16 protein-coding genes are annotated in these 20,862 nt (G+C 65.7%); 8 read left to right on the top strand and 8 right to left on the bottom strand.

The genetic code is table 11. The features are described from left to right. The first annotated feature begins 135 nt into the window (after positions 1-135). Positions 136-282, top strand: coding sequence for a lmo0937 family membrane protein (locus tag HMP09_RS04820; RefSeq protein WP_176499427.1), 147 nt, complete (start codon positions 136-138; stop codon positions 280-282). A gap of 94 nt (positions 283-376) precedes the next feature. Here HMP09_RS04820 and rimO read toward each other — a convergent pair whose 3' ends face one another. Next, positions 377-1,729, bottom strand: coding sequence for a 30S ribosomal protein S12 methylthiotransferase RimO (gene rimO / locus HMP09_RS04815; RefSeq protein WP_176499426.1), 1,353 nt, complete (start codon positions 1,727-1,729; stop codon positions 377-379). 94 nt (positions 1,730-1,823) lie between these two features. Between rimO and HMP09_RS04810 the strand changes: the two genes are divergently transcribed. Further along, entirely contained in the window at positions 1,824-2,912 is a 1,089-nt protein-coding gene (locus tag HMP09_RS04810) for an anhydro-N-acetylmuramic acid kinase (protein ID WP_176499425.1), read from the top strand. Between the two features lie 269 nt (positions 2,913-3,181). On the opposite strand, the gene HMP09_RS04805 is transcribed toward HMP09_RS04810, so the two are convergent. From HMP09_RS04805 to HMP09_RS04790, 4 genes are all read right to left on the bottom strand, one after another. After that, positions 3,182-3,502 (bottom strand): hypothetical protein, encoded by a 321-nt coding sequence (locus HMP09_RS04805; RefSeq protein ID WP_176499424.1) that lies wholly within the window; start codon positions 3,500-3,502, stop codon positions 3,182-3,184. Positions 3,503-3,586: 84 nt separating this feature from the next. Beyond that, complete coding sequence (locus HMP09_RS04800; protein ID WP_176499423.1) at positions 3,587-4,765, bottom strand: vWA domain-containing protein; 1,179 nt, start codon at positions 4,763-4,765, stop codon at positions 3,587-3,589. Positions 4,766-4,777: 12 nt separating this feature from the next. Then, positions 4,778-6,691: a CocE/NonD family hydrolase gene (locus tag HMP09_RS04795; RefSeq protein ID WP_176499422.1), complete on the bottom strand. Its 1,914-nt coding sequence runs from the start codon at positions 6,689-6,691 to the stop codon at positions 4,778-4,780. A 175-nt stretch (positions 6,692-6,866) separates the two neighbouring features. Beyond that, positions 6,867-7,430: a CHAP domain-containing protein gene (locus HMP09_RS04790; protein ID WP_176499421.1), complete on the bottom strand. Its 564-nt coding sequence runs from the start codon at positions 7,428-7,430 to the stop codon at positions 6,867-6,869. 385 nt (positions 7,431-7,815) lie between these two features. Here HMP09_RS04790 and HMP09_RS04785 point away from each other — a divergent pair, with 385 nt between their 5' ends. Continuing rightward, positions 7,816-8,244, top strand: a complete 429-nt coding sequence (locus HMP09_RS04785) for a hypothetical protein (protein ID WP_176499420.1) — start codon at positions 7,816-7,818, stop codon at positions 8,242-8,244. Positions 8,245-8,294: 50 nt separating this feature from the next. Here HMP09_RS04785 and HMP09_RS04780 read toward each other — a convergent pair whose 3' ends face one another. Both HMP09_RS04780 and HMP09_RS04775 read right to left on the bottom strand, forming a co-directional pair. Further along, a complete protein-coding gene (locus HMP09_RS04780; RefSeq protein WP_128452841.1) occupies positions 8,295-9,149 on the bottom strand; it encodes an AAA family ATPase in 855 nt (284 codons plus the stop codon). Between the two features lie 67 nt (positions 9,150-9,216). Further along, positions 9,217-9,894 (bottom strand): DUF6975 family protein, encoded by a 678-nt coding sequence (locus HMP09_RS04775; protein WP_232090681.1) that lies wholly within the window; start codon positions 9,892-9,894, stop codon positions 9,217-9,219. Positions 9,895-10,111: 217 nt separating this feature from the next. Between HMP09_RS04775 and HMP09_RS04770 the strand changes: the two genes are divergently transcribed. From HMP09_RS04770 to HMP09_RS04765, 3 genes are read left to right on the top strand one after another with little or no spacing between them, the layout of a single operon-like run. Next, entirely contained in the window at positions 10,112-12,448 is a 2,337-nt protein-coding gene (locus HMP09_RS04770; protein ID WP_176499419.1) for a S9 family peptidase, read from the top strand. Between the two features lie 54 nt (positions 12,449-12,502). Beyond that, positions 12,503-12,712, top strand: coding sequence for an MgtC/SapB family protein (locus HMP09_RS18530; protein ID WP_269473609.1), 210 nt, complete (start codon positions 12,503-12,505; stop codon positions 12,710-12,712). Further along, complete coding sequence (locus HMP09_RS04765; protein ID WP_269473608.1) at positions 12,679-13,170, top strand: MgtC/SapB family protein; 492 nt, start codon at positions 12,679-12,681, stop codon at positions 13,168-13,170. Before HMP09_RS18530 ends, HMP09_RS04765 begins: the two co-directional genes overlap by 34 nt. Positions 13,171-13,253: 83 nt before the next feature. Here HMP09_RS04765 and HMP09_RS04760 read toward each other — a convergent pair whose 3' ends face one another. Continuing rightward, positions 13,254-13,757 carry a YcxB family protein gene (locus HMP09_RS04760; RefSeq protein ID WP_197942457.1) on the bottom strand — a complete coding sequence of 168 codons (504 nt, stop codon included), beginning with the start codon at positions 13,755-13,757 and terminating at the stop codon, positions 13,254-13,256. 476 nt (positions 13,758-14,233) lie between these two features. On the opposite strand from HMP09_RS04760, the gene HMP09_RS04755 reads away from it, so the two are divergent. Together HMP09_RS04755 and HMP09_RS04750 are read left to right on the top strand one after the other, a co-directional pair. Beyond that, complete coding sequence (locus HMP09_RS04755) at positions 14,234-15,259, top strand: aspartate-semialdehyde dehydrogenase (protein ID WP_060525559.1); 1,026 nt, start codon at positions 14,234-14,236, stop codon at positions 15,257-15,259. 537 nt (positions 15,260-15,796) lie between these two features. Next, positions 15,797-20,782, top strand: a complete 4,986-nt coding sequence (locus HMP09_RS04750) for a beta strand repeat-containing protein (RefSeq protein ID WP_176499417.1) — start codon at positions 15,797-15,799, stop codon at positions 20,780-20,782. The last annotated feature ends 80 nt before the right edge of the window (positions 20,783-20,862 follow it).

Genomic DNA, 20,862 nt, shown 5'->3' with positions numbered 1-20,862 from the left:
GGTGCAACGCTATGATTTTAATTCCGCGCTGGTAGAACGGGTTAGACTATGGCGGAAATAGTGACGGAACATGGATCAATTCGGCAGCGTTTTATGGCGGGGCCGGGAGCCCGTCACTTCTGAGGGGACTCAACCATGCTGTATACCATTGCCGTCATCCTGCTGATCCTCTGGCTGGCCGGGTTCGCCTTCCATGTCGCAGGCGGACTCATCCATATCCTGCTGGTCGTCGCCGTGGTCGTCGTGCTGATCAAGCTGTTCACTGGGCGCAGCGTCGTCTGACTTCCGTTCTCCTGCGAACGCAGGAGTCCGGGGTTACGGGCGGTAGCGTTTGGTATCCTGGGCTCCCGCTTTCGCGGGAGAACAGTAAGTGGAGTTATACCGGCACGCCGTAGAGATCGTGGTCGTCAGCGTCCTCGATCTTGACCGGTACGATATCGCCGACCGTCAGATGACCGGCGTCGCGCAGGAAGACCTCGCCGTCGATCTCGGGCGCATCGGCCTTCGAACGGCCCGTCGCGCCTTCCTCGTCGACTACGTCGATGATCACGTCCAGCGTACGACCGATCTTCGCCTGCAACTTGGCCGCGGAGATCGCTGCGGTCTTTTCCATGATGCGGGCGTAGCGCTCTTCCTTGAGCTCTTCGGGCACATGGTCGGGCAGCAGGTTCGCCGCGGCGCCTTCGACGGGTTCGAAGCGGAATGCGCCGACGCGGTCGAGCTGCGCCTCGTCGAGCCAATCGAGCAGATACTGGAAATCCTCCTCGGTCTCGCCGGGGAAGCCGACGACGAAGGTCGAGCGGATCGTGATGTCGGGGGCGATCTCCCGCCATTTGTGGATGCGCTGGAGCACCTTCGCGTCGTTGCCGGGGCGCTTCATCCGGCGCAGCACCGACGGCGCGGCGTGCTGGAACGGGATGTCGAGATACGGCAGCACCAGACCCTCCGCCATCAGCGGGATGACGTGATCGACGTGCGGGTAGGGGTAGACGTAATGCAGGCGCACCCAGGGGGCGATCTTGCCGAGCTCGCGCGACAGGTCGGTCATGTGCGCGCGCACCTCGCGCGCTTCGCCGCGCGCCATCGGGCCGCCGGTCTTCACCGGCCAGCTGGCGTGGCGCAGGTCGACGCCGTAGGCCGACGTGTCTTGGCTGATGACGAGCAGTTCCTTGGTGCCTGCTTCGACCAGCTTCTCCGCCTCGCGCAGGATCGCGTCGGGGCGGCGGCTGACGAGATCGCCGCGCAGGCTCGGGATGATGCAGAACGAGCAGCGGTGGTTGCAGCCTTCCGAGATCTTCAGATAGCTGTAGTGGCGCGGCGTCAGCTTCAGGCCGGCGTCGGGGATCAGGTTGAGGAACGCCGAGGGCGGCATCGGGGCCGCCTCGTGGACCGCGCCGACGACCTGCTCATATTCATGCGCGCCGGAGATCGCGAGGACTTGCGGGAAGCGCGCGCGGATCGCGTCGGCTTCCTTGCCCATGCAGCCCGTGACGATGACGCGGCCATTCTCGGCGATGGCTTCGCCGATCGCCTCGAGGCTTTCTTCCTTCGCCGAATCGAGAAAGCCGCAGGTGTTGACGAGCACGATGTCGGCACCGGCATAGTCGGGCGACATCTGATAGCCGTCGCCGCGCAGCTGCGTGAGGATCCGCTCGCTGTCGACGAGGTTCTTCGGACAGCCGAGCGAGACCATGCCGATCTTGGGCGGGGAGGGGAGTGTTGTTGCCATGAAGCCCGCGCACATAGGCGCAAAGTTCGGTTTTTTCTAGGCGCGCCAAATTGCATCCGGCATGGGTAACAAGATTGCGCGGGAAGGAACCGGAATGCTGGCCATTGGACTGATGTCGGGAACGTCGCTCGACGGGATCGATGCCGCGCTGATCGAAACCGACGGCGAGGCGTTCGTCCGTCCGATCGCGTTTCGCGGCGAGCCCTATTCGGATGCGGCGCGCGCCGAACTGGCGGAGGCGACGCGGATGGCGCTGACGTTCGAGCGGCCGCGCGCGAGCCCGCCGGTGATGGCCGCGGGTGACCTCGTCACGCGGACGCATGTGTTTGCGGTGCACAAATTGCTGGCGGATGCGGGTGTGGCGGCGGCGGATGTCGACGTGATCGGCTTTCACGGGCAGACGATCGCACACCGACCCGACCGGCGCTGGACGTGGCAGATCGGTGATGGTGCCGCGGTGGCGCGCGCGACGGGGATCACCACGGTGTCGGATTTCCGCTCGGCGGATGTGGCGGCGGGCGGGCAGGGCGCGCCGTTGCTGCCGGTGTATCATGCGGCGCTGGCGGCGGGGCTGGAGGGGCCGGTCGCGGTGCTCAACCTCGGCGGGGTGGGGAACATCACCTTCATTCCCGGCGGGGCGGAGGCGCTGGTGGCGTTCGATACCGGGCCCGCGAATGGATTGATCGACAGCTGGGTCGAGGCGGAAACCGGTGCGCGCTATGACGCGGGCGGTGCGTTGGCGGCGACGGGGCGGGTCGACGAGACGGTGCTGACGGCGATGCTCGATCACCCGTTCTTCGATGCGCCACCGCCCAAGTCGCTCGATCGCAACGATTTCACGATCCAGCCGGCGCGGGGGCTGTCGGCGGCGGATGGGGCGGCGACGTTGACCGCGTTCACCGCGGCGACGGTGGCGGAGGCGTTGCGGCATTTGCCGGCGCGGCCCGTGCGGCTGCTGGTGGCGGGCGGCGGTCGGCACAATCCGACGATGCTGGCGATGATTGCCGAGCGGACCGGGCTGGCGGTCGAGCCGACCGATGCGCTCGGGTGGAACGGCGATGCGCTGGAGGCCGAGGGTTTCGCCTATATGGCGGTGCGGACTCTGCGGAGGCTGCCGATCAGCTTTCCGGGGACGACGGGGGTGCCGGAAGCGATCGTCGGTGGGGTGGTGGACCGGGTTTAGGCCGGGCCGAATCTTCCCAGATTGTTCTCCCGCGAAGGCGGGGCTTCAGGCTGGGCTCCCGCCTTCGCGGGAGAACAGGCATTTGCTGCACGCCACCCCGGCGAAGGCCGGGGCCCAGTTGGGGGACGGCGGTACCGGAGGACCGTCCCTCGTTATGCTGATCTTCCCACCTGGACCCGGCCATCGCCGGTGGTAGATAATGCGCCGGAGTTTCGGGGCACGGATGTACCGCGCTTGTCCTGCCCCCGGCCTCCGCCGGGGGTAAGAGATCAGGCCTTCTTGCCGCCCTTGCCCTTGGGCTTCGGATCTGCTGGCGTCGGCGCCTTCTTGTCGGCGTCCTTGGCCAGCAATGCCGGTGCGACAAATGCTGCGGCAATACCCGCGATGACGGTTGCGCCGACGGCGATCGCGGTCTTCGGGTGCGTCTTCACGGCGTCGGTCGCGGTCGCGAGGCCGGCCTTGGCTGCGTCGGTCGCATCCTCGACCCAGTCGCTCGCCGGCGTGGTGTTCTTGTCCGCCTTGGGCTGCTGCTCGTCCTCGTCGTGATGGACCTTGGCGTGCGGCATGGCGGAATTGGGGATCGACGACATCGGGCATTCCTCGAAATTGAGTGATGCACATTAACCGATCGGGTCCGTGACGGTTCCGTTACGGTCGACGGTAAAGCCGTAAAATCAGCGCTTCCGCGTCAGCTCGCGCATCGCGTCGTCCAGCCCGGCAAGGCTCAGCGGGTACATCCGGTCGGTCATCAGTTCGCGGATGATCCGGACCGACTGCGAATAGCCCCATTGCGCCTCTGGCACCGGGTTGAGCCACGCCGCCGACGGATAGGTCGTCGTCAGCCGCTGCATCCACACCGCGCCCGGCTCCTCGTTGAAATGCTCGACCGAGCCGCCGGGATGCGTGATCTCGTACGGACTCATCGACGCGTCGCCGACGAAGATGAGTTTGTAATCATGGCCGAACTTGTGGAGCACGTCCCACAGCGGCGTGCGTTCGGCGAAGCGGCGCGTATTGTCCTTCCACACGCCCTCATACGGGCAATTGTGGAAGTAGAAGAATTCGAGGTTCTTGAATTCGGTGGTCGCCGCCGAGAAGAGCTCCTCGCACAGCTTCACGAACGGATCCATCGAGCCGCCGACGTCGAGGAACAGCAGCAGCTTGACCGCGTTGCGGCGCTCGGCGCGCATCACGATGTCGAGATAGCCCTGCCGCGCAGTGCCCGAGATCGTGCCGTCGATGTCGAGTTCGTCCGCCGCGCCCTCGCGCGCGAACCTTCGCAGCCGACGCAGCGCGATCTTGATATTGCGGGTGCCGAGTTCCTTGGTGTTGTCGAGGTTGCGGAATTCGCGCTGGTCCCAGACCTTCAGCGCGCGCTTGTGCGTGCTTTCGCCTCCGATGCGGACGCCCTCTGGGTTGTAGCCGCCATTGCCGTAGGGGCTGGTGCCGCCGGTGCCGACCCATTTGTTGCCGCCCTGGTGGCGTTCCTTCTGCTCCTCGAGACGTTTCTTGAGCGTCTCCATGATCTCGTCCCACGAGCCCAGCGACTTGATCGCGGCCATCTCCTCAGGGCTCAGGAATTTCTCGGCGACTGCCTTCAGCCAGTCCTCGGGCACCTCGCCGGGGGCGGTGCCGTAGCTGGTGGCGAGGCCGCGGAAGACCTTGGCGAAGACCTGGTCGAACTTGTCGAGCAGGCCCTCGTCCTTCACGTACACCGCGCGGGAGAGGTAGTAGAAATCCTCGGGCGTCCGCTCGATCACCTCGGCGTCGAGCGCCTCCAGCAAGATGAGGTGCTCCTTGAGGCTGGCGGGGATGCCGGCGCTGCGCAGTTCGTCGAGGAAGTTCAGGAACATCGGTTCATTTCCTCACTTCGCCACTGCGATCGGCAGTTCGATCGCGCTGGGCTGGGCGGCCGAGTGGAAGACGCTGATCGTGGCCTTGCGATAGTCGGCGGGTTTCGCGTCGAAGATGTTGGGGACATAGGTCTGCGGGTTGCGGTCGTAGAGTGGGAACCAGCTCGACTGGACCTGCACCATGATGCGGTGGCCGGGGAGGAAGACGTGGTTGGCGTTGGGCAGGACGACGCGGAAATGCGTCGGCTGGCCGGCGACGATCGGCTTCGGCGTCTCGAAGCTGTCACGGTAGCGGCCGCGCAGGATGTCCATCGAGACCGCGAGTTGGTAGCCGCCCATGTCGGGCTTGTCGGAATATTCCGCCGGGTAGACGTCGATCAGCTTCACCACGAAATCGCCGTCGGTGCCGGTGGTGCTGGCGATCAGGTCCGCGACGGGCGCGCCGGCGATCGCGACCGGGCTGGTCAGCGGCGGGGTCTGGTAGGTGAGGACGTCGGTGCGATCGGAGAACGGGCGCTGGTCGTCGACCAGCCATTGCCGCCAGGTCGAGCCGGTCGCGTAGGTCGGGCGGATCGGGCGCAGGCGGTACGGGATCGGCTTGGCGGGATCGGAGATATAGTCGTCATGGCCGTTGGCCGTGGGAACGGTGGCCGCGAGGCCGCTGGCGGGCTGGAAATAGAGCTTCTGCGTGGTGGTCGAGTTCGGCCAGCCGGCGAGCGTCTGCCACTGGTTCGCGCCGGTCTGGAATGCGGTGACGGGAGCAAGCGGCGCGGGCGTGCCGCCGGTCTTCAGCGCGCCGTCGAGGAACGGCAGGAGGACATTCTTGCGGAACCAGAGCGCAGTGTCGGCATCGAAGCGGATCGCGCCGAGCGTCGAGCCGTCGCCGTTCGCGCCGCCATGCGCCCAGGGGCCGAGCGCGAGGTGATTGACGTGGTCGGGATCGACCTTCGACACCGCCTCATACGCCGCGATCGCGCCGTAGATATCCTCCTGGTCCCATTGGCTGGCGACCCAGAGCGTCTGCACCGTCTGCTTCTGCTTGGGGAGGATCGTCTCGAGTGCCTGTCCTTGCCAGAACGCGTCGTACGCCGGGTGATCGTGGAGGCGGCGGACGAAGGGGAGTTGCTCCAGCCCGCGGCTCTTCACGAACGCGCTGGCGGATCCTGCGCGCAGGAACGTGTCGTAATCGTCGTAGGAGTCGCGCCACAGGTCGCCGGCTTCTCCCTTGGCGGCGTCCTGCGTGTAGTAATAATCGTAGCCGATCTGGCGGAAGGCGCCGCCGTGGAAATCGTCGTCGCCCTTCCACGTGTTGATCACCGGGTTCATCGGCACCGTGGCCTTGAGCGCGGGGTGCGGGTTCACCAGCGCCATCGCCGCCATCATGCCGTCATAGCTGCCGCCGATGATCCCGACGCGGCCGTTGCTGTTCTTGAGGGTCTTCACGAGCCAGTCGATCGTGTCGTACGCGTCGGTGGAGTGGTCGACCTTGGTTGTGTTCAGCGGGCCGATCAGTGGGCGTTCGTTGATATAGGCGCCGTTCGAACCGTTCTTGCCGCGGACGTCCTCGAACACGCGGATATACCCCGCGTCGAAGACCATCGCGTCGGACGCGCGCAGGGTCATCGCGCCGCTGGAACTCGACGACCGGCTGGCGACGCTCTCGGCGTTGTAGGGGGTGCGCTGGAGCAGGATCGGCGCGTCGGTGAGGCCCTTGCGCTGTACGATGACCGCGTGGAGCGTGACGCCATCGCGCATCGGGATGTCGACCTCGCGGCGGTCGAAATCGAAGCTTGCGTTCGCGGGGACGAACTTGGCGGGGATGTCGCCGCCGGGGGGCGGGGCCTTTTCCTTCTGCGCCCCGACGATCGAGGGCGCGGACGTAGCGAGCAGTGCCAGCGTGATCGTCGTGAAAGCCTTGAACCGCATCGTCATCCTCACCGTCTTTTCGGGTGCGGTGGTGGCACGGTTTTGCGGGTGTCGGCAACACCACGCGCGCCGTCATCCTGACGAAAGTCAGGATCCAGGGTAAAGGGGCGCGCGGTTCGTGGCTCTGGATCCTGTCTTTCGTCAGGATGACGGAGTGGGAGAGTACGTGGCGGGGCTACCGCCCGATGGGTTCGCCGCTGCCCGGGACATAGGCGTCGATCAGCGCGCCGACGTAATCGGGGTTGCGGCTGGTGAGTTCGGCGGCGGCATGCGCGTGACCGTAGATGAAGCCGTAGACCGGGTAGATCCCGCCGCCGAGACCGTCGACGTCCTTGTACCAGACCTTCACGTCGCTCCAGTCGTTGTTGCGCGAGACGTCGAACAGCGTGACGTCCTGTTCAGCATGGCCGCGCTCGCCGTTCTGGCGAGACCAGTTGGCGTGGGTGAGCATGACGACTCGCTTCTCGACGACGCGGCTGACGACGGCGACATGGCCGAAAGGCAGGCGGGCCGTCTTGGCGAAGACGATGACCGCGCCTTCCTTGGGCTTGTGCGTGCGTTCGTACTTGCCGTCCGCCTGGCTCCACCACGTCCAGGCGTTGCCGTAGATCTGGATCCCCGACGCGGCGCGCGCGAACGGCACGCACTCGCCGACATAATTGAGCAGCGAGGCCTGCGCGCCGGCAGCAGCTAAGGCTGCAATCGCGAGGCTGAGGAGCGTTCGGGGAAGTCGCTTCATGCCTTGGATGTAGCGCGTGCCGGGTGACCGGTCGGTTGCGAGCTTTGGTTAACGGCGGGGCTCACCTTGGTTTTGAGGCAGGTCGGCGCGTTTCGCAAAAGGTGTGCGCGGGAAGGCGGCACGAGACTCAACCGCTTCGGACTAAACATGGGTGCCGGACTTCGTCGCACTATCGATAAACGCACAATTCTATTTCCTCACCGTTGCCAATAGATCGTCGCATCCCGGATTTGCCTCCGATCTGGTGGAGTCGAACGTTACTCGAACTCTTCGCGAAGACTAATAGGCGCGTGTGGATCACCGCACGGCTCTCCCGAAGTCATCGGCTGATCCCAGAAAATGCTGATCTGCAATAGTGCGATCAGAACAGAAGGGGATTCCGGCGATGACTATCGACATCAGCGAGAAGATGGGTGCGGATACGGCGCAGGCTTTACTGGCCGGAACCGTCAACTGGAAGCAATATGACGGCAGCCGGATCGCCTCGAACGCCGGTGGCGGTGCGGTATATCTGGCGATGTGGGGGCAGCTGTTCCCAATTCCCGACGGGGAGACCTTCAACACCGTTTTCAACAACTGGAACGACATCATCATCAGCGACTATCTAGTCAGCGAAATGCCGCGAGGACCGGCGCTGTCCTCGGGTTCCTTTACCGCGGTCAGCGTGACGTCGCCCGCCCAGTATCTGGTGACTTTGGGCAAGAAGCTGTGGATACCCGACCCGGCAACCGTGACGCGGTTCAACTTCCGTGGTCCGGTGACGATCCCGCATCTCGCGTTGGACTATATCCCGACCGGTGCCAACGTCGGCTGAGCGGGGTGACGCGAACCGGCGGCGCGAACGCACGCCGCCGATTTGCCAAGCTACCCCTGGTTCTTCTGCCGCTTCGCCATGAAGGCGAGGCGTTCGAACAGCATGACGTCCTGTTCGTTCTTGAGCAGCGCGCCGTGGAGCGGGGGGATCGCCTTGGTCGGGTCGCGGTTCTGGAGCACCTCGAGCGGCATGTCCTCGTGCAGCAACAGCTTGAGCCAGTCGAGCAGCTCGCTTGTGCTCGGCTTCTTCTTCAGGCCGGGCACGTCGCGGACGTCGTAGAACAGGTCCATCGCCTTGCTGACCAGGATCTTCTGAATGCCAGGGAAATGGACGTCGACGATCGCCTGCATCGTGCCGCGATCGGGGAACTTGATATAGTGGAAGAAACAGCGGCGGAGGAACGCGTCGGGCAGCTCCTTCTCGTTGTTGCTGGTGATGATGACGATCGGGCGCTCGACCGCGCGGACGGTTTCCTTGGTCTCGTAGACGTGGAACTCCATCCGATCGAGTTCCTGCAACAGGTCGTTGGGAAACTCGATATCGGCCTTGTCGATCTCGTCGATCAGCAGGACGGGCGGCGCGGGCTGCGTGAACGCCTCCCACAGCTTGCCCTTGCGGATATAGTTGCCGATGTCGTGAACGCGTTCGTCGCCGAGCTGGCCGTCGCGCAGGCGCGCGACCGCGTCATACTCGTACAGGCCCTGCTGCGCCTTGGTGGTCGACTTGATGTTCCACTCGATCAGCGGCGCGCCGAGTGCCTTGGCGATCTCGTACGCGAGCACGGTCTTGCCGGTGCCGGGTTCGCCCTTGATCAGCAGCGGGCGGCGCAGCGTGACCGCGGCATTGACCGCGACCTTCAGATCGTCGGTCGCGACGTAGCTCTGGGTGCCCTCGAAGCGCTTCATGCGATGTCCCGTCCGGTTCTGAATACCGGGTATGGATAGAGGGACACTGCCGGTCGACGCAAGCGGGTTAGAGGTCGCCGCGGGCGCTCGATCGTGCTTCGAGCAGCGACCACAGGCAGCGGTGCTGCGCGAAGAGTTGTTGCGCGCCGAACAGGATCGCACGCTGGCAACCAGGCGATGCGCCGAGATCGGCAATGATGGCAGCCGTATCGGTCTCGGATGGAATCGTGAGCGGGGGTATTGCGACCCCGAACCGCTCGGCGGCGGCATCGAGCACACGGCGGATCGCGTGCCAGTCATGGAGCAGCGAAGCGACCGCCCCGGTGGCGCACCCGCGGCGCTCCGACCGGGCCAGCATTTCGAGCGCGTGACGTTCCCCGACCAGAGCCGACTCGGTCTCTGCCTGGCCGGGAGTCGAGGGGAGGGGCCCAACGGCGGCAGTGAGGTGCGCGAGATAGGTGCGTTCGTCCGCAAAGCCGCTGGACGCGATGGCGAGCCAGTCGGATGCCTCGGGCTGCACGGCGCGCGCCAGCACGTCGGCGATCAGGCCCGGATGGTCGCCGTGGACCGCGCACAGCGCATGGACCGCGTCGGACAGGTTGCGCTGGCCGGGGCCACCCGCGATCAGCCGCGCCTGATGCGGGTGCGACGCGCTGCCGTCCGCCTCCGCGAGCGCGACGAGCGCGTCCCACGCGCTCCGCTCACCCGGCTCCCCGCCGTGTATGCCCGCGTTCGAAACCATCATTCCCCGGCCGTGCTGCACCACGGAAAGCTCGATCCGCGACGATGTAGCACCCTGCGTAAACGAAGGACGTAAAGACGAAGTATACGCGGCGGTCATTCTGCCCGTGGTCGGTGGATGTGCCCTTTACGCCGGCCCGCCGCGTCGCGATAACGCGCGACCGAACATTTTCGGGTCTGCCGGGCGGTATCCGGCGGGATGATTCCACGGAGACTACAGGATGCGCACATGGTTGCTCGGGCTTGCACTTGCTTCGGTCGGAACCGCCGCAATGGCCGCTGATCAGGTCACGCCGCCGGCCGCACCCGCTGCCCCCGCCGCGGCGCCGGCCCCTTCGCCCATGCGCCCGATCGAAGCGGCCAAGCCCGGCGACCTGACCATGGCGCGCGTGTTCGGCAACCCGGACCTGTCGGGATCGCAACCGCGCGCGGTGCGGTTGTCGCCGGACGGCACGCTGCTGACGTCGCTGCGCAACCGCGCCGACGAGAAGGAGCGCTTCGATCTCTGGGCGGTCGACACCGCGACGGGTCAGGCCCGGATGCTGGTCGATTCGAAGACGGTCGGCAGCGGCGCGGAACTCACCGAGGCCGAGAAGATGCAGCGCGAGCGCGCGCGGATCGGCGGGCAGAAGGGGATCGTCGCCTATGACTGGGCGCCCGACGGCAAGTCGATCCTCGTGCCGCTCGATGGCGACCTGTATCTCGCCGGCCTCGACGGCAAGGTGACGCGGCTGACCAACACGCCCGGCGGCGAGCTGAACCCGGTGGTGAGCCCCAAGGGCAGCTTCGTCTCGTTCGTCCGCGACCAGAACGTGTACGTGCAGCCACTCGCTGGCGGCGACGCGCGCGCGGTGACGACGGGCGGCGGCGGCACGGTGCATTTCGGCGAGGCGGAGTTCGTCGCGCAGGAGGAAATGGATCGCCGCACCGGCTATTGGTGGTCACCCGACGAGCGCTATGTCGCGGTCGAGCGGTTCGACGAGGCGCCGGTCCACACCGCGACGCGCGCGTCGATCGGCGCGACGGGCACCAAGGTCTACGAGCAGCGCTACCCGGCCGCGGGCACGCCCAACGTGCTGGTGGACCTCTATGTCATGAAGCCCGACGGCTCGGGGCAGGTGAAGGTCGATCTCGGCACCAACCCCGACATCTATCTCGCGCGGGTCGACTGGACGCCGGATGGTCGCATGCTGCTGGTGCAGCGCCAGAGCCGCGACCAGAAGCTGCTGGAGATGCTCCGCGTCGATCCGGCGACGGGCAAGGCCACCGTGCTGTTCACCGAGAAATCGGGGGTGAAGAGCTGGCTCAACCTGTCCGACGCCTATCATGTGCTCAAGGACGGCAGCCTTATCTGGCGGTCGGAGCGGACCGGCTACGGCCAGCTCTACCGGTTCGCGGCGGGCAAGTGGACGCCGCTGACCAAGGGCAACTGGGTCGTCACCGATCTGGTGGGCGTGGACGAGGCCAAGGGTCGCCTGTTCTTCCTCGGCAACAAGGACGACGTGCTCGAGCAGCAGCTCTACTCGGTCGACGTCGCCAAGCCGAACGTGATTACCAAGTTGACCGAGGCGGGCTGGTGGAACAGCGCGACGATGGACGCGGCCGCGAGCCGGTTCATCATCTCGCGCTCTAACCCCAAGCAGCCGACGCAGGTCTATCTGGCGGACGCGACGGGCAAGCGGCTCTCGTGGATAAACGAGAATGCGGTGGTCGAGGGGCATCCCTATTACCCGTATCTGTCGAGCCATCAGGAGACCAAGTTCGGCACGCTGAAGGCCAAGAACGGGATGACGCTCTATTACGAGATGATCACCCCGCCGCTCGAGCCCGGCAAGAAATACCCGGTGTTCTTCGAACATTATGGCGGCCCCGGCACCGGCCAGCAGGTGACGCGCGGCTGGCAGGGCGGATTGCCGCAATATCTGGTCGATCGCGGGTGGATCTATTTCAAGATCGACAATCGCGGCTCGTATAATCGCGGCAAGGCGTTCGAGGACCAGATCTACCATGCGATGGGCACGGTCGAGGTCGAGGACCAGTTGTCGGGCGCGAACTACCTGAAGTCGCTGCCGTTCGTCGAGCCGAGCAAGATCGCGACCTATGGCTGGTCCTATGGCGGATACATGTCGCTCAAGATGCTGGAGAAGACGCCGGGCGTTTATGCCGCCGCCGTGTCGGGCGCGCCGGTGACCGACTGGCAGCTCTACGATACGCATTATACCGAGCGGTATCTGGGCGATCCGGCGAAGGATCCGGCGAGCTACTCCACGTCCGCGGCGGTCGAGGACGCTAACAGGATCGTGGATCCGCTGCTGCTGATCCACGGCATGGCGGACGACAATGTGTTCCTCGACAACTCGACCAAGGTTGCCGCGCGGATGCAGGCGACCGCGACGCCGTTCGAGATGATGTTCTACCCCGGTTACACGCATCGCGTGTCGGGGCCGGGGATCAGCGAGCATGTCTGGGGGACGATCCTGAACTTCCTCGACCGGACGGTGAAGGACAAGCCGGTTCCGGAGGCTGCACCGGCCGCGGCACCCGTTTCGGGGAAGTAAACGCCGGTGCGGTTCGTCGAGACGTTTCACCTTTAGCCGTTCCTGGACACGCTGGTGAGTTACGTTGCCGCGTTCGTCTTCGGGACGCTGATCGGGGCGGAGCGGCAATATCGCCAGCGGACCGCCGGATTGCGGACGAACACGCTGGTCGCGCTCGGGTCGGCGGCGTCTGTCGATCTCGGGCAGCGGCTGGGCGGGATGTCGAGTCGATCCGGATCATCGCCCAGGTCGTGTCGGGGATCGGCTTCCTCGGCGCGGGCGTGATCATGACGGAGGGGATGAACGTCCGCGGCTTGAATACCGCGGCGACTTTGTGGTGCTCGGCGGCGGTGGGGTCTTGCGCGGGTAGCGACATGATTGCGGAGGCGGGGTTGCTGACCTTGGTCGTGCTGCTGGCGAACACCGCGCTCCGGCCGTTGGTCGACGGGATCAACCGGATCCCGACCGAGGGGCGGACGATCGAGGCCACCTACAGCGTGATGGTGACCGCGGCGGCGGCCGATGCCGGGCCGATCGGCGATCTGGTGGTCGAGCATCTCGAGGCTGCGCAGCTGCAGGTCGCGGAACTGGACGTGACCGCGCGGGGGGAGGACCGGGTGGTGATCGCGGTGACTCTGGTGGCGACGAACGTGCCCTCGGAGGAGCTGGATGCGATTACGGATTACCTGGCGAAGGTCCACAAGGTGGAGCATGCGACGTTGCAGGCTAGGACGCATGACTGACGGAGGGCGTTTGGCTGGGTGATGTTTGGGGCGACGTTGCCAGAGTCTGCAATCGCCCAATAGCGGTCATCGACCGGCTCGTATCAAGTCTTCAGAACTTTGGCTGCGTCTGGGCTGCGGTCTTGTGCGGCTGAGGGCATCAGAGACATGGCTTGGGCGATGAAATTTCGCTCGTGCTCGCGAGTAGCGAAGAAGCGACGCGGCAGCACCATCGCGCTGCTCTGAACTAGGAACACCCAATATTTCCGCGTCAGATAGAGGTCCGTGACGCAGGACCAGCGCGCGGTCATTGTAAGGTCTGCCAAATCATAGACTATGGCTTCGGGCGTGAGCCGGAAAGTAAGTTGCTGTTCGTAGGTCTGACCCCGCTCGGTGAGCGCCCTGCGCATTAAAGGCGCCGACGCGAGGCGGACTATGAGCCCTCCCACCATGAGACCGACGATGGCGAACTCCACCGGCAACACGGCGACCAGCCATGAACCGGACGCCCATGCCCCCACCGAGACGCCTAAGGCGCACATGCAGATTACGAGGATTAACATGGTCTGCCGTGGCGACAAGCCTCGCCGGGCCTTGACATAGGCCATTGCGGCGGAGCTTTCCCCGGCAACCAAAACGCCCGTAGTTTCCACCCTGCTCTCCCCCACGCGGCTCTGCAGCGAACGCGAGGAGCCGTTTGCCACGTCGACCTAAGTTTGCATCAAAGTCGCTTCATGACAACGTCCGCTTGCCACCAATCTCAGGCGTTCGCCCCGCTGAAAGCCCAATTCGGTAGCGCGAGTTGCAAAGACTCTCACCGCTCAACCGGCTCCACCCCGGCGAAGGCCGGGGCCCAGTTGGAAAGGTCGCAGTAACGATGGGATGCGCTCAGTCAGCACCGTCCCCCAACTGGGCCCCGGCCTTCGCCGGGGTGGGGGCATTTTTGAGCGAGCGTGCAAACGACGCTCCATTGCACGCGCTCGCGCCACCCCAAACCCCGGCTATCCACGCAACAAGCCGAAAGCCGTTGGACCTGCCCGCGCAACGTCGGTACTGCGCGGCCAAGTCCAATCGGAGTTTATACATGGGTTATCGGGTGGTGGTCGCAGGGGCGACCGGCAATGTCGGGCGCGAGATGCTCAATATCCTGGCGGAGCGCGAGTTTCCCGCCGACGAGATCGCCTGCGTCGCGTCGTCGCGCAGCCAGGGGTTGATGGTCGACTATGGCGACACCGGCAAGCAGATCAAATGCACGAACATCGAGCATTTCGACTGGAATGGCTGGGACATGGCGCTGTTCGCGATCGGCTCCGAGGGGACCGCGGTCTACGCGCCGATCGCCGCCGCTGCGGGCTGCGTCGTGATCGACAATTCGTCGCTCTACCGCATGGACCCCGACGTGCCGCTGATCGTGCCCGAGGTGAACCCCGAGGCGATCGACGGCTACAAGGTGCGCAACATCATCGCCAACCCGAACTGCTCGACCGCGCAGATGGTCGTCGCGCTCAAGCCGCTGCACGACGCGGCGAAGATCCTGCGCGTCGTCGTCTCGACCTATCAGTCGGTCTCGGGCGCGGGCAAGGCCGGGATGGACGAGCTGTTCGAGCAAAGCCGCAACATCTTCGTCGGCGATCCGGCCGAGCCCAAGAAGTTCACCAAGCAGATCGCGTTCAACGTGATCCCGCATATCGACAGCTTCCTCGACGACGGTTCGACCAAGGAAGAGTGGAAGATGGTGGTCGAGACCAAGAAGATCCTCGACAAGAAGATCAAGGTCACCGCGACCTGCGTGCGCGTGCCCGTGTTCGTCGGCCATTCGGAAGCGATTAACATCGAGTTCGAGAACGAGATCTCGGCCGAGGAGGCGCAGAATATCCTGCGCGAGGCGCCCGGCATCATGCTGGTCGATAAGCGCGAGGACGGCGGCTACATCACGCCGATCGAATGCGTCGGCGACTTCGCGACGTACATCAGCCGCGTGCGCGAGGATCCGACCGTCGAGAACGGCCTCAACCTGTGGTGCGTCAGCGACAACCTGCGCAAGGGCGCCGCGCTGAATGCGGTGCAGATCGCCGAATTGCTCGGGCGTAGGCATCTCCAGAAGGCGTAACCGGTCGGGGCAAACTGCCCTTCATCACTCATTTAAAGCTGATCAAAACCGCGTCGTCACCCAGTGTGGCGGCGCGGTTTTCCGATTCGCGCGGCGTGGCAAGCGCCAGCAGGCCGGCGCATCGATCGAACCACATTGCTGCGATTTTTGCGTCAGATATGGATAGCGCTCAGTTTGGGTTTACCCGTTAACGATAGGGCATGTGTCGATGAGAGCATCTCAAACCTGATTATGCACAATACAACAAAAACGGTTTTGAAACAAAATCGTTTCGATTTGAAGTACTGTCAAATAACGAGGCTTAGCGAAGTCTGTTCCCGTGCCGATCTTATTTATTACGGTAACAGACTGTTAGTATTACAGGGGCGAACATCCTCCCGTTCCGAAAGCCGGATCTAGAATTTGGCGATGTGGAAAGTCCGAACTGCTGTTGCAGTCGTCAGTGGAGGTTGTTTGATGTCCAACGCGTTTGTTCGCCCGCAAGATCGAGACGCCGTGACGCCGTTTGGCGCCAAGGCCATCGCTGCATGTCCTGCCGTGAAGTCGCCAACCCATGTCCGCGCCCTGCGGAGCTTGCGGAATGGCGTCTCGCTGATCGGGTTGGCGACGACGTCGCTGTTCGCGGCGCAGTCGGCCACGGCGCAGGTCGCGCCACCGCCCAACATCGTCGGCGCGTGCTCGGGCGTCAGCCTGCCGCGGTCGGTGGTGACGGACATATTGCGCCCGGTGGTGAACGGCATCGTCACGCCCATCCAGGGCACGATCAATCCGATCCTGGGCAGCGTCCAGGGTGTCGTGGCCTTGCCGATCCTCGGCTTGCCGACGTTGACGACGCCGCCGCTCAGCATCGATACGGCCGGTCTCCTGACCAACGCTGCGAACGGCGCACCGATCACGCTTCAGGTGGTCAACAGCAACGGCCTGCTCGTCGGTCCCGCGGACCGCTGCGATTCCCAGGCCGATGGTTTCACGCTTCGTAGTCCTGCGGGCATCGCGATCGGCGGCAATCGGATCACCGGTCTCGGTTCGACCGGGCTTGAGGCCTTCGCGGCCGATCCCAACGCCATCGCGTTCGGCAATTCGGCACGGACGGAAGCGGGTGCTTCGGGCGCGATCGCGTTTGGCAGCCAGTCGCGTGTCGGCGCCAACGCAACCGGCGCGATCGCGCTTGGTACGGGTGCCACGGCGACCGCAGCGAACGGCGTAGCGTTGGGCGCGGGCAGCGTCGCGACGCGCCCGGCCGCGACGGGCTATACCGCGATCGGGCTTGCCACCGCCCAGAACTCAGCCGGCGAAGTCTCGGTTGGTGCAGCGGGGGCAGAACGCCAGATCACCAACGTCGCGGCCGGTACCGCGGCAACCGACGCGGTCAACGTCGCGCAGCTCACCGGCGTCCAAGCGCAGATCGGCACGGTCGCGAGCGGTGCGGTCCAGTATGACGATCCCGGCCGGACCAGCGTGACTCTCGGCGGCGTCGGCGCGGGCGCGGCACCCGTCGCGCTTCGCAACGTCGCTGCAGGGACGCTCGGCGCGACCTCGACCGACGCGGTGAATGGCAGCCAGCTGTTTGCGACCAACACCAACGTCTCGAACCTGACGACCAACATCACCAACGGCGCGATCGGTGCCGTGCAATATGCCAACGCCGCGACGCCGACGGTGCCGAACGGTGGCATTCCGACCAACGACGTCGCGCTGGTCGGGGCGGCGCCGGGCGCCGTCGGTCTGCACAACGTCGCGGACGGGACGGTGGTCGCCGGGTCGACCGATGCGGTCAATGGCGGTCAGCTGGCCACCGTAACCGGGCAGGTCGGTACGCTCGCCACGCTGGCGGTGCAGTATGACGATGCGACGCGCGCGCGGGCGACGCTGGGCGGTCTCGGCACCGGGGCGGCCCCGGTCGTGCTGGACAATGTCGCGGCAGGTACGCTCGGCGCGACCTCGCTCGAAGCCGTCAACGGCAGCCAGCTGTTCGCGACCAACACCAATGTCACCAATACCAACACCGTGCTGACCAACCTGACGACCAGCATCACCAATGGCGGCATCGGCGCGCTGCAATACACGAACGCCGCGACGCCAACCGTTCCGAACGGCGGGGTGCCGACCAACGACGTCGCGCTCGTGGGTGCGGCTCCGGGCGCGGTGGCGCTGCACAATGTCGCCGACGGCACCGTCGCCGCCGGATCGACCGACGCGGTGAATGGCGGGCAGCTCGCCACGGTGACCGGCCAGGTCGGCACCCTTGCGGCGCTGTCGGTCCAGTATGACGACGCGACGCGCGCTCGCGTCACGCTGGGCGGGGTCGGCACCGGTGCTGCTCCGGTGGCGATCGGTAACGTCGCCGCGGGTACGCTCGGCGCGGTATCGACTGATGCGGTCAACGGCAGCCAGTTGTTCGCAACCAACACCAACGTGACGAACCTCACGACGACCATCGCCAATGGCGCGATCGGTGCGCTGCAATATTCCAACGCGGCAACGCCGACGACGCCCAACGGGGGCGTGCCGTCGAACGATGCGACGCTGGTTGGCGGTGCAGCCGGCGCAGTCGCGCTGCACAACGTCGCCGACGGGGTGGTTGCGACGGGCTCGACCGACGCGGTCAATGGCGGTCAGCTGGCGCTGGTCTCCGGGCAGGTCGGCACGCTGAACGGGCTGGCGGTGCAATATGACGATCTGAGCCGCTCGCGCGTGACCTTCGGGGGGGCAGGGGCCGCGCCGGTGGTGCTCGGCAACGTCGCGGCCGGCGCGCTCGGCGCGGGCAGCACCGAGGCGGTGAACGGCGCACAGCTCGGGGCCACCAACGATGCGGTCAGCGTCAACACGACCAATATCGCGAACCTCAATACCAACGTTACGGGGCTTCGGACCGACGCCTTGTTGTACGACAGCACGCTTCAGGCGTTCAATGCGAACCGTGGTGGAGCGGCACAGCGCATCACCAACGTGGCTGCGGGTGCGCTTGGCGCCGGTAGCCTGGATGCGGTCAATGGCGGGCAGCTGTTCGGGCTGGGCAGCAGCCTTGCCTCCGCACTCGGCGGGAGCTCGATCTATGACCCGGGCACCGGCGCGGTGACGGCGGGCATCCTCTATGGCGGCACGACCTATGGCAGCGTGCAAGGTGCCGTGTCCGCGATCGAGACATCGATCGGTGGCATGTCGCCAGGCACCGACCTGCGCTATTTCAACGCGACGTCGGTCATGGCGGATTCGCAGGCGATGGGCACCGACTCCACGGCGATCGGTCCGAACGCCATCGCCAGTGCCGATGGTTCGATCGCCGCGGGACGCAACACGGTCGCCTCCAGCGCGGGATCTGTGGCGATCGGCGACGGATCCAGCACGATCGCCGGCAAGTCGGTGGCGATCGGTTTCGCCAATATCGCGTCCGGTGACGGCGCGGTGGCGATCGGCGATCCCAATATTGCGACCGGCGACGGCGCGGTCGCGCTTGGCCGCGACAACCAGGCAACGGGGATCGGCGCGGTGGCGCTGGGCGATACAAACTTCGCCACCGGCAACGGTTCGGTATCGATCGGCCAGACCAACCAGGCGACGGGCGACGGGACGATCGCGATCGGCACGAACAACGTCATCAACGGTCTTGGCGCGGTGGCCGTCGGCAACCGCAACCAGGTGAACGGAGCCGGCTCGCTCGCCTTCGGGTCGGACATCGTGACCAATGGCATCAATACGCTGGTGGTCGGCAACGCCAGCGCCGCCACCGGGGACTTTGCCGCGGCGTTCGGTAACAACTCGGTCGCGAGCGGGCTGAACTCGACGGCGCTGGGCACGACCGCGTTGGCCACGGCGGACTTTACGCTTGCCGTCGGCGAACGCTCCGTTGCATCCGGCTTCGGTTCGTCCGCGCTCGGCACGCTCTCGTCGGCCACCGGCTTCGCCTCGACCGCGCTTGGCGCAGGCGCGATCGCCAATCTCGACAACAGCGTCGCGCTGGGCAGCGCCTCCTCGACGTTGCGGGGTGGGGTCGCCAACTACACCGCGTTCGGCGTCGCCGGCGCGCAATCCTCGATCGGCGAGATCGCGATTGCCCGCACGGCCAACTATGTCGATCCCGCCACCGGGGTGTTCGCACCGCTCGGCACACGCCAGATCACCGGCGTGGGCGCGGGCAGCGAAGATACCGACGCGGTCAACGTCGCGCAGTTGCGCGGTGTCTCGAACACGCTGGGCAGCGCGTTCGTCACGAGCCTCGGCGGTGGTGCGGCGTACAACGTCACGACCGGCGCGATCACCGGCCCGAGCTACGTCATCAATGGCGCGACCTATACCAATGTCGGCGATGCGCTGGCCGGCGTGGGCGGGCAGATCGGCCAGGTGGCGGCGAACAGCGTGAGCTACGACAATGCCGCACAGACCTCGGTGACGCTCGCCGGGGCGGGCGGTACGACGATCAGCAATGTCGCGGCGGGCGCGGTCAACGCCACATCGACCGACGCGGTGAACGGCGCGCAGCTCAACGCGACCAACCAGGCGGTCGCCTCGAACACCACAGCGATCACCAATCTCGGCAATACGGTGAGCACCCTCTCGACCACGGTCACCAACCTCGGGGATACCGTCGCCAATCTCGACGCCTCGGTGACCAATGTCAGCACCGCCGTCACCAATCTCGGCGACGCTATCAACAACGGCGCGATCGGCACGGTGCAATATTCGAACCCCGGCAGCCCGACGACGCCCAATGGCGGCACGCCCACCAACGACCTGACGCTGGTCGGTGCGACGGCGGCACCGGTCGGGCTGCATAACGTCGCCGGCGGATCGATCGCGGCGGGTTCGACCGACGCGGTCAATGGCGGCCAGGTCTATGCGCTGGCGCTGACGGCGGTGAACGCGGTGTCGTACGATACCGATGCGAACGGCGTGCGGACGAACACCGTGACGCTCGCCGGGGGGAATGCAGCCGCGCCGGTGACGATCGGCAACGTTGCCGCCGGGACGGTCGCGGCGGGGTCCACGCAGGCGGTGAATGGTGGACAGCTCTACACCACCAACCAGGCGGTCGCGACCGCACAGGGTACGGCGGACAGCGCACTCGCGCTGGGCAGCAACTCGGTGCAATACGGGCCTTCGCGTACCAACGTGACGTTTAACGCAGGCGGTCAGGCGACCTTGCTGAGCAACGTCGCGGCGGGGACCTCGACCACCGATGCGGTCAATGTCGGGCAGTTGAACTCGGGCATCAACTCCGCGGTGACGCAGGCGAACGCCTATACCGACGGACGGATCGCGGCGCTCAACTTCGACCTTCGCAACGTCCGCCGGGACAGCTTTGCGGGGACGTCCAACGCGCTGGCAGCAGCCGGCCTTCCGCAGGCCTATGAAGCCGGCAAGGGAATGATCGCGATGGGCGGCGGCACCTATGCCGGCCAGTCGGCCGTCGCGGTCGGCATGTCCAAGGCGTTCAGCGACGGGCATACCGTCGTAAAGTTGAGCGGCTCCTACGACTCGCAGGGGCGCGCGGGGGCATCGGGCGGGATCGGCTATCAGTTCTGATCCCAGTCTCCGACGCTGGAACGGGCGGCCTTCGGGTCGCCCGTTTTCGTTTGGGGGGCCGGTTCGCTCGACGCTGGAAT

Origin of the sequence: Sphingomonas sp. HMP9, from assembly GCF_013374115.1 — a bacterium.
GTDB lineage: Bacteria > Pseudomonadota > Alphaproteobacteria > Sphingomonadales > Sphingomonadaceae > Sphingomonas.
The sequence above is the reverse complement of the archived record's forward strand: the minus strand, read 5'-3'. Positions and strand labels throughout refer to the sequence as shown.